Source organism: Vibrio sp. 14N.309.X.WAT.E.F5, from assembly GCF_030397615.1.
GTDB classification, from domain to species: Bacteria; Pseudomonadota; Gammaproteobacteria; order Enterobacterales; family Vibrionaceae; genus Vibrio; species Vibrio lentus.
In genome coordinates this window covers 126,714-140,964 of record NZ_JAPNXR010000003.1, presented here as the reverse complement: position 1 = coordinate 140,964, position 14,251 = coordinate 126,714, and the positions used below count along the sequence as shown (strand labels likewise).

Genomic DNA, 14,251 nt, shown 5'->3' with positions numbered 1-14,251 from the left:
CATGAAATGGGGAATCCTAGGAACCAGCTTTATCTCAGGCGTAATGGCGGATGCGATCAAAGGCGATGCACAAAGCGAGTTGTATGCCGTCGCAGGGCGCACAGAGAAAACACTGAACGAGTTTGCAGCCCAATACCAACCAACACGAACCTTCAACAGCTATGAAGCCCTGATTGAAGATGAGTCAGTCGACATCATCTACATCGCTCTACCAAATCACGTTCACCACGAATACGTGATTAAAGCGGCTCAAAAAGGCAAAGCGATCCTGTGTGAAAAATCGTTATCGGTTGATATGGAAAAAACCGAGCAAGCTCTGCAAGCGGTAAAAGAAGCGGGTATATTCTTCGCAGAAGGTTTGATGTATCTAAACCACCCGCTCATCGCTAAGCTTCATCAAGAGTTGGCGACAGGTGAGATTGGCGAAGTGCGCTCGATCCAAGGTTCCTACGTTGCGGCGATTGACCAGTTCGTTAACCCTGCGAGCAAAGGCGCGTTGTACAACTTAGGTTGTTACCCAATGTCGCTGATTCATTCTGTTGCGCAGCAGCAATTTGGCGAGAGCGTGTTCGATGATGTGCAGATCTCAGCAATCGGTCGACGAGGCCAAGATGGCAATATCTGTGAATCATCGGCGATGATGCGCTTCAACGACCACTTCACTGCGCAAATCCATACTGCAGAAGACCACGGCTTAAAGCATGACTTCACGATTCTAGGCAGCAAAGGCTGTATCACACTCGACACTAACCCATGGCTACCGACCGAAGACAACACATTCACGGTTGAGATCTACGAAACATCGAAACGTGAAGTGAAAGTCGAAGCGCAAGGCGACGGCTTCCATTATCAAGTGCGTAATGTTCGCCAAGCAGTTGAGCGAGGTGACACACAACTTGCTGCACCAATGGCAACTCATCAAGACTCTCGCGTAATCATGAAGTTACTGACGGATTGGGAACAAGCGGCGAGCTAAGATCTTCGTAAATTCTATATTCGGCTCATGTTTGATTGCCTCGTCAGTGATCAAGCATGAGACGTTTCCTCTAAATCTTCTCGCCAATTATCTCCCACAAATACTTTGCATTTGAAACAGCCACAGTGTCCAATGTCGGCTAAGACAATATTGACCGAAAAACCTTATTTTTTAAGGTGTTAAATAGGAACTTTGCTTCATGCGCAAATCAGATAAGAAGATCGAAAATCAAATCAGAGACGTGTTAACGGACGTGTGTGAAGATACGTTGAAAAGCTACGATGGTTTTCTTTGGGTGACTCATACGGTCAATTTCTCTTCATTCCCGCAAAGTTTGAAAATCGTCTGCGTATTCGATACCAATCAGGATAGAACGAACTTCTTAGAGGGAGGAGGTCAGCAGGAGGTCTCTGTTGCTATCCAAAAGGCGTTCAGTCAGGTTGGGATTACATTGAAGAATATCGATAAGCACGTCAGTTACGATACACAAGAAAATTGCGACCGCGACCATCAAGGGAAGTGGAACCATAGACTTTAAGAAGCTTTCGTAAGAGTCCTTATTGGTTCGTTAATTAAAGAACGAAAGCCTACGCGAGGTAGGCTTTGTTACTGAATTTTGTTTTGTTATTTAATTGCGGTGCAGAAGCTAACGTCTGAATGCTGAGTTTGTGGATCGTAGCTGTGGTAAAGCTCAAAGCAAGGGCGGTCTTCGGTTTCGATGCCGGACTCTATGACCTTACTCATCAGGCCGTCCCAAGCTTTAGCGTATTGGCTTGGCTCGGTGATGGTTTGGCGCATCACTGCATATTGTCCGCCGGGAAAATCTTTCAATTCGATTCCATTTGGTACTTCAGTGTCGTCTGAGACCATCAAGCAGATGTCAGTACGGCATTTATCATTCGGCGTGATTTCTGGATTGTCATGATAGATAAAGATGCAGCTGTTACCTGCTAATCCTTTCATTTCGGCCCATTGATAAAGACGACCGCTTGGTTCTTCATAACCCTGTCCATAGGGGCCGGTCACTCGTACATACGCTAGTTTTGACGGTTCGAATTGTTGCGTTTTCATTGTCCTACTCCATGTTGTTGGTTCGGAGTCAGTATATGAATTGCTTGCGGTTGCTGCGTTTCCATTCTTGCGCAACGTGTGTCCAATCTTGCTACTTCGCGTCAACTCAGAAAACGCTTGGTAGTCTCCACAATCACGAAATGCCGTAGGAGTTACTCCAAAGTGCTGTTTGAATGCTTTGGCCAAGCTTTGCGAGGACGAGAAACCATATTCCAGTGCGATATTCAGGACTGATTGCTTGGATTTGAAAAGATCATCAGCTGCGGATTCAAGCCTCAGTCGCCTGATGAAATCAGCAAGCGTCTCGCCTTGAACGGCTTTAAAAGTGCGATGAAAATGGTAGGGTGAAAAGTTGGCTAACGCCGCGACTTCGATTAGGTTGAGTGGCTCGTTAAAGTGTTTCTCTAAATAGCGGACAACCGGAATCAGCCGCTTATGATAGTCAACGTACATTGCTTTATTTACCCCTCTCTATCGTCATCGTTCCTATATAGCTTCCGAGACTAACCTATCCCAATTGAGTTTCAATAGAGTGGCATTGAAACTGAGATTAGATGCAGTAAATCCAGTTCCCGCGTTCCGTTTTCCTTCGACCAACAAGATTAATCTCTCCCAAACTGAGTTGCCTTTTTGGCTATCGTGCGTTCACTGTTCGTTCGACTTAATTCTCATAATGAGAAAAAGTGAAGCAGAGAATCGTGACACTCGAATACTTGGCTTGTCAGCAAAATTAAGATTATAAGTTTTTAGCTTTCTTTCTAACGTACTGACTTAAATAGGGTATTCAAAGTCGTTTTTGGATGGCGAGTTAACAAGACACCTTGACGCTTGATCAATGCACATTTCTAACCGATACTTTTTTCGTATTTTGATTCCTAAATTGACACGTAAGTTGGCTGACTTTTCGTCTCGTAATTCGAGTAACGGCTGTATCGATTAGGACAATTTAATAATGAAAACCTACATTTTATGGTTACTAGCTCTCATTCCTTCATACCTAACCGCTAGTTACTCTTTTGCTGCTGGCACTGCGATTGTTTTACCTGGATTACATCAGCCGGCTATTGATTTAGACAACTCTCCAATGTCTGAACGTAACGTTATTGATTGGGAAATTACCAATAACGACATCGTGTTTGGCTCTTATGCAGATAAATCTGACAATGAACGAATTACTGCGATTGGTTACATGTACAACCAAAAGTTGGAACTCAACTCTGGTTGGCTAGAAGACGATCTGCGTAATAACGCAGCGCTAAATGGCGTTAATTTTGAAGATTTCTTCCTGCACTTCTCTGAAGATACTGTGATTGCTGAAGTCGACAAAACTCATGGTGAAAACACTCTCCTAAATCGCAAGCCCATGATCGTCGGTTATACCGCAAGTGAAGATCACGCAGGGTTCTGGCTCTATCAACAACCGCCTTGGGATGCTGATGTGTTTGAGAATTTCGAACAAGGCGGTGCGCTTTATGTGTATCACGCCGAGCAGTTCGATAGGTTGACGCTGAAGTTCTCTCAGTTTGCCTCGGGTGGTCAGTTTTGGTTTGAGTATCCAACTGAAGTTGATGCCCATGGGCAGGTTTCACAATGGTCTGTGTTGGATTTAAAGAAAGACAAAACCCTTAATATGACTAAGAACCAATCAGTGCTGTGGAATCTTCCATCTGATTGGGTTCGGGCAACCACACACGATGGTAGCGGCGCCAGCTATGGCAGCGGTCAGTATTTTGGCTCGACTTTTGTTCGCGATGGCGGACGTTTGTATGTGGTGAGAATCCGTTGGCAAGGTGATCACGCAGATGACAGGCCGCACCTTAAAGAATTGAAGTTGAGAAACAGTTTTCCGGTGGTGAAGGTAACCAATGCACCGGAAGTCACACCAGATGGCAGTGCCATCAGCCAGTGGCGTAAGATCCGTGGCTTTGATGTCTCGGCCGACATTAATCAAGACAATTACTTGTCACAAAGTGAATATAAAAATCGCACCAATAAAAAAGCCACCGCTCGATTTCGTTGGGAGTCTCGTGTGGTGCCATTCGGGCGAATGTGGAGTCAGAACTCTTCATGGGCACTGACTAACGTCGATAATCCCGACTACTTATCGGCGGTTCACACTTACTATCAGCAAAGCTGGGCTGAGCAGGGGCTAAATGGCGCTTACAATGATGACACCAACAAGTTGCTTGGCGAAAACCAGTTCTATGTTCATTCGGGCGGTACTGTTCAAGAGCTTGGGTTGATTGCTGGCTCGCCAGAAGCGGATCAGCTCTATAAAACACAATTTGCTCACTTTCTAAAAAGCCTCTCTTCACTCAATAGTGATGCTCTCGTTGCTTTGAATATTGGAACGGCCAATTTGTTTGGTCGTAATGGTCAATCTCATCTTGTTGAGGCTGGTTCCTTGTACCTTAGAGAGCATTATTTGTTTCCGTCGACTGGTTTTAGTGGCTATTCAGGTATCTCAAAACTTTGGGATAACTCCGCATTGGCGTATGCCGATCAAAGTGTGATTTTCCAAGCGACGACTCGTTTTGGTAGGGTTCAGTTTTTTGGAAGCAGTGAACAGAACTGGAAGCAGGACCAATATTCAGCGTTGGCTATTTACTATCTTAATCATCACGCGCAACACAGCTATTTTAATCAATGGAACAATGGCTATGTCTATGGGAGTGACAACACGACTCAAGACAATTTCTGGAAGAGTGGGGTACCCAAAAACGTCGCCTATCAACCCAGTTCGTTATTGGCTGTCGATTTAGGTGAGCCTAACGCACGAATACCTGACGGTTTTAATGCCATTCCTCTGATGATGTCGACCAGTACACCAGAGCCTGCGGATTACACCATCGTCGGTGATTCGTCGATGAATGAAGTCGTGCACGCCGACCTCCCCAATGGGCTGACTCACCTGTCTCCCACGCACACCTATTTCTTGTACCACTCTGCACGTTCAGTCGTGGCGGGTGGCCCTGAGGATATGGTATTGGCAAGAGAGTTTAGCAATGGCCGAGTGTTATATCGCACTGATTTCCACGGTAAGAATATGAGCTTTTATGAAACGCCAAAGCTGACGATTACACTGGATGTGCCAATGAAGCCCGTCGATGAAAATGGCAACATCGGTGAGTATGTGACTGAGATTCAAATTGGCGGTTATGAGGGGCTGTTCTTACTTTATTAGAGTTTAGTTAGAGAGTATTAGAGCGTACTTGAGTTAGGGTGAATACGAATTAGCGTTATTTTGAACTCACGCTAATTCGAGCTTAAGTTCTTGAAATCAGCTTGTTGCTTTTACACTGTTTGAACTCTTTGGCGATCCAAGATTGTTCGTTTAAACCGTTGTCGATCAATGCAAATAAATAACCATCGACTTTGCTTGAGGCTGCCGGATATTCTTGAAAAACATGCTTTGGATAACCGGGGTAATCGGTCTCATATTTTTTGTCTAGTTGCTTGCCAAGTTTACGCCATTTGACGAACAACTCGGAAGAGGATGTCTCAACTTGGTATTGACCTAAAATACGTTGGTGATGAGTTAATGCCACCTTAGCGCAGTGGTTGGTTTGCACTACTTTTTGTATCAATTTGACCTGCGTATCCGTCATGGTTTTCGCAAGCGCATTTTCTTGTCTGATACGTTCCATTCGCTTATTAAATGTTTCCGCCTGTGCAGGAAGCACAAAAGTAAGTGGTAAAGCCAATGGCAAAAGGTACTTGTAGAACATAACCAGACTCGCTGAAGGGATTTGTGACCATTATGCCGTCTGATGACAATATTATTAATGAATATAAACGCTTAATTGTAAGAATTATTTTTGTCGAGTGGATAAGGGAATGTTTCGGAGCGGGTAATCAAGTCTGGAACGCTTGATATCAAGTCTCTAGATACGTGATTACAAATGTTGAATATCAATGGAGTGATAAGGGAAGCCGATCGCTTTTGCCGCGTTCAACAACGCCTGTTGAGTCTTAAACACTCTAGGTTGCATCTTTCTGTCGGACTCGAGAAAACTGTTCACGCCCCATTTGTTACTCTTCACCATTAAGTAATAACCATTGGCTCCTGGTGAAACGACACCAATTGCGGCTTTAAGGTCGCCACGACTAAAGTGGTTTTTGAACTCACGCAATACCATATCAATATCCTTATTCGATGATTAAAAAAGGGAGCGAATCGCTCCCTAGATAATGTTGATCTTAATGATTACAAGAATGCGCGGTATGGCAGTTCTGGATCATTTTTAAAGATATCTGCAAAGCCGCGGAAGTGTTGGTAGTGCATGCGACCTTTATCTGTAGGGTAAGTGTATCGGCCACCGACTTGCCAGAAGAAAGGTGCGAAGCCGTATTGCAGACGTTCTTTCTTCATGTTCCACAGCATTTCAATTTCACGTGGGTCATTTTGGAAGTTAGCCCAGATATCGTGGTGGAAAGGAACCACGACTTCACAATCCAAAGATTCAGCGGCACGTAAAATGTCTGAAGATGTCATTTTGTCAGTCACGCCACGTGGGTTCTCACCGTAAGAAAGCAGTGCAACGTCGATCTTGTGGTCATTACCGTGCTTAGCGTAGTAGTTTGAGTAGTGAGAATCACCAGAGTGGTAAACTGAACCGCCTGTCGTTTCTACTAGGTAGTTCACTGCACGATCGTCCATGCCACCTAAGATATCTGTGTCTAAAGAAGAAGTGCCTTCAGGAAGTGTTACAAGTGCAGTACGGTCGAATGCATCAAGAACCTTAATATTGACGTCTTTGATCTTAATCTCGTCGCCAACTTTCGCGATAACACAACGATCTTCTGGCACGCCCCATTTCATCCATAAATCAACACACGCTTTAGGACCAATGAATTTAACGTGCTCGCCACAGTTTTGTAGAACGGCTGCAGCAACGTTGATGTCAATGTGGTCGCCGTGATCATGAGATGCCATAACCGCATCGATCTCTTTAATAGCGAAAGGGTCCAATGGGAAGATTGCAGTACGTAGGTTTGGCTGAAGTGCTTCAACACCGCCCATACGCATCATTTGGTGCTGGTTTTTCATTTTTTGAACAGCTTGTGTTTTTTTACCAGTACCACACCAGAAGTCCATTGATAGGTTTGCACCACCTTCTGATTTTAGCCAAATACCTGTACAGCCAAGCCACCACATAGAAAATGTATTCGGTTGCACGACGGTTTGCTCGATCTCTTCATTTAACCATGTGCCCCACTCAGGGAATGTATTTAGGATCCAAGACTCGCGAGTGATTTCGTTTACGTTGCTCATGATAATACCTTTTATTTCAATAATTTGATTAATTTTGGATGTAGGGAGCCGAGCGCCTTAATTTTGATTAAGGCACTGAGCTAAATTTATTATTATTGGTGGGCTAGTTAGCCCTTCGATTTAAACTAGGATGACTTGCGTCCCTTGAGCTTCAATCCGCTTGACGACTTCGGGGTTGGCATCTTTACCAGTGATGACGATGTCTATTTGTTTAGTGCTGCAAAAGAGCATTCCGGTACGTTGTCCAACCTTTGAACTGTCGACAACAACAACGAGTTTATCGACCTGTTCAAGCATTTGCTGCTCGGCGACTGCGGTTAACATGTCGGCTTTGTAGAGCCCTGCATCGGTTAAGCCTTTACCTGAGGTAAACATCCAGTTTCCGGCATAACCACCTAATGAATTAGGTGCTGGGTTTAAAAAGATGTTCTGTGCTTTGTTGTATTGACCGCCAATGATGATGACATCATCATGATCTTCGTTGATCAAGTAACTTGCGAGTGGGAAGTAGTTCGTTACGATCTGTACATCTTCCCCACATAACTGTTGTCCAAGTAGGAACGCAGTAGAACCACAGTTGATCACAACTGTATCTCCAGCCTCGCAAAGTCCAGCTGCTGCTTGCGCAATCTCAGCTTTCTCTTCATAAAACTCAGTGCTGTTGATATTGAGTGGTGACCACTTTCTCTTCTGATTCTCTATTCGTTCAGCGCCATTTCGAACTTTTCTAAGTCGGCCAACTTCATCTAATTTAGCGATGTCACGTCTTGCAGTAGCAGGTGAAACACTAAATTTATCAATAATATGTGAGACGTTTATTGTCTGCATATCTTCTAATAGCGACACGATGCCGTTATGTCTTTGTACTTCATTCATATTTATCACTCTTTATGTCGTTGTGACAATTTGATGATTACTTTTGATTTGTTTTGATTCTAATAATCACCATCATGATTGTCAAACCACATTGCTATAAAAACTAGATCTTAATCACAATGATTTATAAGTCATTGATTTTATTTTATTTGTTGTTTTTTGATGTGATCCGAAGCTCAATTAGGCGCATTCTGGGTGTGGTTAATTGATATAAATCAAAGTAATCACAAGTGAGCATTGAATGATTACTTTTGATTGGTAAAGTCTAGTTCGTGAGCAAAACTAGACATCATCACATCCTACATACCATTAAAATTAAAAATTAATCAGGGGTAAAGATATGGAATTCTTATATGATATTTTCTATATTTTTTACAGTCAGGTAATGACCAAAGCACCGTTGCTACTCGGTCTTGTTACTTGTCTGGGTTACATTCTACTCAAGCGTGACGCAACAACTATTATCTCCGGCTCTATTAAAACCATCGTTGGTTTCATGATAGTGCAGGTAGGTGCAGGAACATTGGTAGCGGGTTTTAAACCGGTTATCGAGAAAATGAGTGAAATACATGGATTGACAGGGTCGGTGATTGACCCGTACACATCCATGATGTCCACCATGGAAACTATGGGCGACAATTACTCTTGGGTTGGTTATGCCGTATTAATGGCACTTGGGCTCAACATTCTACTTGTTGCCTTCCGCCGTATTACTGGTATCAGAACCATCATGCTGACGGGACATATCATGTTCCAGCAAGCTGGCCTCATTGCTGTTTTCTACTTCGTGCTTGGTGCAGGTATGTGGGAAACCATCATCTATTCTGCAATATTGATGGCGTTGTACTGGGGTATCTCGTCAAACATCATGTTCAAGCCCACTCAAGAAGTGACTGGCGGAGCGGGTTTCTCTATAGGTCACCAACAACAGTTTGCGTCATGGATAGCAACCAAGGTTGCTCCTAAGCTTGGCGACAAGAATGACAGCGTCGACCACATTAAACTGCCTAAATGGCTACACATTTTCCACGATAGCATTGCAGCGACAACGCTCGTAATGACGGCTTTCTTTGGCATCATTCTTCTTTCGTTTGGTCTTGATAACCTTCAAGACATGGCAGGTAAAACACACTGGTTTATCTACATTTTCGAAACGGGTTTGAAATTCGCAGTAGCGATTCAAGTTATCGTCACCGGCGTTCGTATGTTCGTAGCGGAATTGTCCGAGGCCTTTAACGGTATTTCTCAACGTCTTATTCCTAACGCTGTGTTAGCAATCGATTGTGCAGCTATCTACGCATACTCTCCAAACGCAATGGTGTTCGGCTTCATGTGGGGTGCGGTTGGTCAATTCACCGCTGTTCTTGCAATGTTAGCGTTTGACGCACCAATCATGATCATCCCTGGCTTTATTCCAATGTTCTTCTCGAACGCAACCATCGGCGTGTTTGCTAACCACTTTGGTGGCTGGAAAGCAGTAATGAAGATTTGTTTCGTGATGGGCATCATCGAAGTGGTTGGTTCTGCTTGGGCAATCCACATCTTTGCTCAATCTGGTACTGAGTTTAACGGCTGGATGGGTATGGCTGACTGGGCTCTGGTATTCCCACCTATCATGCAAGGTATCTCAAGCTCTAGCATGTTCTTCTTTGTGATTTTGGCTCTGGCTGGTGTCTACATGTTCTTCGCTTCTAAGCAACTACGAGCTGAAGAAGACGCAGAAGCTGCCGCTGAAACAATGACCGCAGTAACACCTGAAGGCATTGAGGTTGAAGTCGCGGTTCCACAACAATCGACAGCAACTGCTCAAGCACCATCTGCTTCTGCAACGACAGCTTCTACAACATCCGAAAATCGAGTCTCACCAGCAGCTGATCAGAAACCAGTCCGTGTCTTAGTGTGCTGTGGTTCAGGGCAAGGTTCTTCAATGATGTGCTCTAAGAAAATCAAAGAGTACTTAGACAAGAAAGGCATCCCAAGCTCGACCTTTAACAGCGCTATCACTGATTACAAATCGCACCTTGGTTCATTCGACATCATCGTTACTTCGGTTGCTCTTGCAGCGAAGATCACGGGTCTGCCGGAAGGTAAGCAACAGTTAGCGGTTAAGAACATGATTATGGTGAAAACTTTCGGCGACGAGCTTGTTTCCATCATCGAGAACAACTTCCACAAATAATGATAAACGGCTCAGTGGTATCGAATTACTGAGCCAATAAAAACAATTATATAAGTGAGCAATAACATGAACTTAAAAGAATCTCTTATCAAGAATAACTCTATCCTACTGAACGCAAAAGCAACTGACTGGAAAGCGGCGATCAAGCTAGGTACTGACGCATTGGTTAAAGCCGGTGTTGCTGAAGAGCGTTACTACGACGCGATTACCAAAGCGATTGGTGAAGAAGGCCCTTATATCTGTATTCACGATGCGTTCGCTCTGCCTCATTGCCGCCCTGAAGATGGTGTGATTCGTACCGGGTTTGCGTTAACCGTGCTGGAAACCCCGATTACTTTTGAAGGTGTTGATGAGCCTGTTGATGTACTGATCACGCTAGCGGGTAAGGATTCAGAGGAGCACATCGAAGGTACGATGCAAGTGGCGAACTTAATTGAATTCGATGAAGACTTCTCAAAACTTCGCGCATGCAAAAGCCCAGAAGAAGTGGCGCGTTTAATTGATGCTGCGTTACTGCAAGCGGAAGCAGCGTAAGGAGACAACTATGTCTAAATATAGCCAACTGAAACAACGCGTCTTAGAAGCCAATTTGCAGCTTCCGAAGTATGGTTTGGTGACATTCACTTGGGGCAATGTCTCTGAGTTTGACCGTACTAATGGCGTGATAGCGATTAAGCCATCGGGTGTCGAATACTGCGATATGACAGCTGAAGATATGGTGGTCGTCGATCTAGAAGGCAACATTGTTGAAGGGAAACTTAATCCTTCAAGTGATACCGCAACTCATTTAGAGCTTTACAAAGCTTTCCCTGAGGTCAGTGGCATTGTTCACACGCATTCACGCAGTGCCACAATTTGGGCACAAGCCGGTATCGATATTCCAGCCTTGGGCACTACTCATGCGGACTATTTCTACGGTGACATCCCATGTACACGTCGATTGTCTCACTCTGAAATTGCTGAAGAGTACGAGAAAAATACTGGCTTGGTGATCATTGAAGAGTTCAAGCAGCGTCGAATCGATCCAATGGCCGTTCCCAGCGTTATTGTTGCAGGACATGCGCCTTTCTCTTGGGGCAAAGACGCCAACGATGCGGTTCACAACGCGGTGGTATTAGAAGAAGTTTCTGCAATGGCGTTGGCAACGCGCACCTTGAATAGCGGCATCAAAATTCAGCCAGAACTATCCGACAAACACTACTTACGTAAGCACGGTGAAAATGCTTATTACGGCCAACAGTAAATCGGCTTTTTGTTTAAATAAGCCGTTTAAGTAAGCCGCTTAACGAGCTTCGACTACTAAGTAGTTTCAATATTGATTAGGCCCGACTTCAGGGAATAAGTGAGAGGACTCTATGTATAAAGTGCTGGCGTTAGATCTCGATGGAACCGTGTTAAAGGATGATCACACGATTCATCCAGAACTGAAAAAGGCGATCCAAGAAGCCAAACAAAGTTGTCATGTCGTGATTGTGACTGGTCGACACCACACAGCAGCACGACCTTATTACTACGAATTGGGGTTAGATACGCCAATCATTTGCTGTAACGGCACTTATGTTTATGACTATCAAACTGAAACGGTATTGACTCAAAACGCGATAGATAAAGACAAAGCACTGACCTTCATCGATATGGCAGAAGAGTTTCAGCTCAAAATGGTCATGTACATCACGCATGCCATGACGTACTCACACTACAACCTATTTGCCTACATGTTGGCATTGGAAAGTTGGGCAGAAACGGCACCAGAGCAACATCGCCCTCAAATTTACCAAGTGGAATCATTCATTGAAACGGCTCAGCAAGCTGAACACGTTTGGAAGTTTGTGGTGGAAGGTAGCCAAGACTCAGTAGACCGTTTAATGAAACACCCATGGATAGAAGAGAACTTCAACGGTGAGCGTTCTTGGTCAAACCGAATCGACTTTGCTGCAAAAGGTAACAGTAAGGGCCTACGCCTTGCTGAATACATCGCAGAACTCGGTTATCACGCCGATGACGTCATTGCCGTCGGTGATAACCATAACGACATTTCCATGCTCAAGTACGCCGGGTTAGGCGTAGCGATGCTCAATGCTGATGACATCGTCAAGTCACACGTTCAATGCGTGTGCTCAACAGATAACAACCATGATGGCTTAGCCCGTCTAATACGTGAACAAATTAAAGGATAACAACATGACTAAACCAATGATTCAGATCGCCCTAGACCAAACAAATCTTCCTGCAGCAATTGAAGTGGCAAACAACGTTGAAAGCTTCGTTGATGTGATTGAAGTGGGCACTATTTTGGCTTTCGCAGAAGGCATGACGGCGGTTTCTACGCTTCGTAAAAACCACCCAGACCATATCCTTGTATGCGATATGAAAACTACCGATGGCGGTGCTATTTTGGCTCGTATGGCATTCGAAGCGGGCGCTGATTGGATTACCGTTTCTGCTGCTGCACACATCGCAACCATTGGTGCATGTAAGAAAGTCGCTGATGAATTTAACGGTGAAATCCAAATCGAAATCTACGGTAACTGGACAATGGACGACGCTCAATCTTGGGTCGGCCTAGGTATCTCTCAAGCTATCTATCACCGTTCTCGCGACGCTGAATTGGCTGGTGTGGGCTGGACTGAAGAAGATCTCGTGAAGATGCGTGCATTGTCTGAAATGGGCATCGAGCTTTCTATCACAGGTGGCATCGTGCCTGAAGACCTATACCTATTTGAAGGCATTAAGGCGAAAACCTTTATCGCAGGTCGCGCACTTGCGGGTGACAAAGGTAAAGAGACAGCAGAAGCACTAAAAGCTCAGATCGATCGCTACTGGAACTAGGAGGCGTTATGTATCAAAACCTGTTACGCCACCGTGTAGGGCTTTATGAGAAGGCTCTACCTAACGAACTCAGCTGGGAAGATAAACTTAAGCAAACCAAAGAACTCGGCTTTGATTTTCTAGAGATATCGGTAGACGAATCAGACGAGCGTCGCAGCCGATTAGATTGGAATGACGAAGAAGTGTATGCCTTGCGTCGTCTTTGTGAAAAGCACGGCGTACCGTTGCAGTCCATGTGTTTAAGCGCGCATCGTAAGTTCCCATTCGGTTCAGCAGATCCGGCGATTCGTGAACAAGCGGTTATCCATATGGAGAAAGCGATCTCGTTGGCTTATAAGTTGGGTATTCGTACCATCCAACTGGCTGGCTATGACGTTTACTACGAACCTGCGGATAAAGTGACTCACCAGAGGTTCATTGAAGGAATGAAGCTTTCGGCGCAGTTGGCGGAAAGATCAGGCGTAATGCTTGCTGTGGAAATTATGGACACCGATTACTTGAACTCTTTAAGTAAGTTCGAAGTGCTGAGTCGCGAAGTCAATTCACCGTATTTCACGGCGTATCCGGATGTGGGTAATATTTCTGGTTGGAATTACGACATAGTGACTGAGCTAAAACTGAGTAAGCCTCATATCACTCAAATCCACCTCAAAGACACTTATAAAGTGACTGACGAGTACAAAGGGCAGTTTCGAGACTTAGTGATTGGTGATGGCGAAGTTGACTTCAATGCTATTTTTGAAACGTTGAAAGAGACTGAGTGCGTTGTACCACTCGTGATCGAGATGTGGGCTCAAGATGAACGTTGGAAAGAGAATATTCTCACGGCACAAAAACGACTGAATGATGTTTGTGTGCAAACGGGTGTTCCGAGATTGTTTGACCACTAACTCTACCTAGAATGATTAACGGGTTTCTCTTTGCGTTCTCGATGCTCCTAACGAAAAGAGAAAATGCAGCATATTGCCCCCAATATGCTGCATTTTTATATCAACTCGGCACTTTAAGCTATTTAAAGCAGCAGAAGTTATGTCAATTTCGCAAT

The 14,251-nt window shown here is 44.5% G+C and carries 14 protein-coding genes; 9 read left to right on the top strand and 5 right to left on the bottom strand.

Translation table 11 applies throughout. The annotated features are described in order from the left end of the window. Position 1 precedes the first annotated feature (1 nt). Together OW495_RS04975 and OW495_RS04970 are read left to right on the top strand one after the other, a co-directional pair. Positions 2 to 976, top strand: a complete 975-nt coding sequence (locus OW495_RS04975; RefSeq protein WP_289885314.1) for a Gfo/Idh/MocA family oxidoreductase — start codon at positions 2 to 4, stop codon at positions 974 to 976. Between the two features lie 199 nt (positions 977 to 1,175). Next, positions 1,176 to 1,514, top strand: a complete 339-nt coding sequence (locus tag OW495_RS04970; RefSeq protein WP_065111539.1) for a Fis family transcriptional regulator — start codon at positions 1,176 to 1,178, stop codon at positions 1,512 to 1,514. Positions 1,515 to 1,600: 86 nt separating this feature from the next. Here the strand turns inward: OW495_RS04970 and OW495_RS04965 are convergent, their stop codons facing one another. Next, positions 1,601 to 2,500 carry an AraC family transcriptional regulator gene (locus OW495_RS04965; RefSeq protein WP_289885311.1) on the bottom strand — a complete coding sequence of 300 codons (900 nt, stop codon included), beginning with the start codon at positions 2,498 to 2,500 and terminating at the stop codon, positions 1,601 to 1,603. 499 nt (positions 2,501 to 2,999) lie between these two features. Between OW495_RS04965 and OW495_RS04960 the strand changes: the two genes are divergently transcribed. Next, on the top strand, positions 3,000 to 5,231 hold the full coding sequence (locus OW495_RS04960) for a hypothetical protein (protein ID WP_289885308.1): 2,232 nt from the start codon (positions 3,000 to 3,002) through the stop codon (positions 5,229 to 5,231). Positions 5,232 to 5,313: 82 nt separating this feature from the next. Here OW495_RS04960 and OW495_RS04955 read toward each other — a convergent pair whose 3' ends face one another. From OW495_RS04955 to ulaR, 4 genes are all read right to left on the bottom strand, one after another. Further along, entirely contained in the window at positions 5,314 to 5,775 is a 462-nt protein-coding gene (locus OW495_RS04955) for a hypothetical protein (protein WP_017108894.1), read from the bottom strand. 168 nt (positions 5,776 to 5,943) lie between these two features. Further along, positions 5,944 to 6,186, bottom strand: a complete 243-nt coding sequence (locus OW495_RS04950; RefSeq protein WP_017089480.1) for a hypothetical protein — start codon at positions 6,184 to 6,186, stop codon at positions 5,944 to 5,946. A 68-nt stretch (positions 6,187 to 6,254) separates the two neighbouring features. Beyond that, positions 6,255 to 7,322, bottom strand: a complete 1,068-nt coding sequence (gene ulaG / locus OW495_RS04945) for an L-ascorbate 6-phosphate lactonase (RefSeq protein WP_017089479.1) — start codon at positions 7,320 to 7,322, stop codon at positions 6,255 to 6,257. Positions 7,323 to 7,442: 120 nt separating this feature from the next. Next, complete coding sequence (gene ulaR, locus OW495_RS04940; protein ID WP_052879211.1) at positions 7,443 to 8,198, bottom strand: HTH-type transcriptional regulator UlaR; 756 nt, start codon at positions 8,196 to 8,198, stop codon at positions 7,443 to 7,445. Between the two features lie 340 nt (positions 8,199 to 8,538). Between ulaR and OW495_RS04935 the strand changes: the two genes are divergently transcribed. The 6 genes from OW495_RS04935 to OW495_RS04910 all read left to right on the top strand — a co-directional run bounded on the left by OW495_RS04935 (position 8,539) and on the right by OW495_RS04910 (position 14,096). Beyond that, the gene (locus OW495_RS04935; protein WP_102299209.1) at positions 8,539 to 10,377 is read left to right on the top strand and encodes a PTS ascorbate-specific subunit IIBC; all 1,839 of its coding nucleotides are present in this window, start codon (positions 8,539 to 8,541) and stop codon (positions 10,375 to 10,377) included. A 66-nt stretch (positions 10,378 to 10,443) separates the two neighbouring features. Further along, on the top strand, positions 10,444 to 10,911 hold the full coding sequence (locus OW495_RS04930) for a PTS sugar transporter subunit IIA (RefSeq protein ID WP_017092749.1): 468 nt from the start codon (positions 10,444 to 10,446) through the stop codon (positions 10,909 to 10,911). A gap of 10 nt (positions 10,912 to 10,921) precedes the next feature. Then, entirely contained in the window at positions 10,922 to 11,620 is a 699-nt protein-coding gene (locus OW495_RS04925; protein ID WP_016787381.1) for an L-ribulose-5-phosphate 4-epimerase, read from the top strand. Positions 11,621 to 11,732: 112 nt separating this feature from the next. After that, complete coding sequence (locus OW495_RS04920; protein ID WP_289885294.1) at positions 11,733 to 12,554, top strand: pyridoxal phosphatase; 822 nt, start codon at positions 11,733 to 11,735, stop codon at positions 12,552 to 12,554. A gap of 4 nt (positions 12,555 to 12,558) precedes the next feature. After that, complete coding sequence (locus OW495_RS04915) at positions 12,559 to 13,206, top strand: 3-keto-L-gulonate-6-phosphate decarboxylase UlaD (protein ID WP_289885292.1); 648 nt, start codon at positions 12,559 to 12,561, stop codon at positions 13,204 to 13,206. 8 nt (positions 13,207 to 13,214) lie between these two features. Next, the gene (locus OW495_RS04910) at positions 13,215 to 14,096 is read left to right on the top strand and encodes an L-ribulose-5-phosphate 3-epimerase (protein WP_076649250.1); all 882 of its coding nucleotides are present in this window, start codon (positions 13,215 to 13,217) and stop codon (positions 14,094 to 14,096) included. Positions 14,097 to 14,251 lie beyond the last annotated feature (155 nt).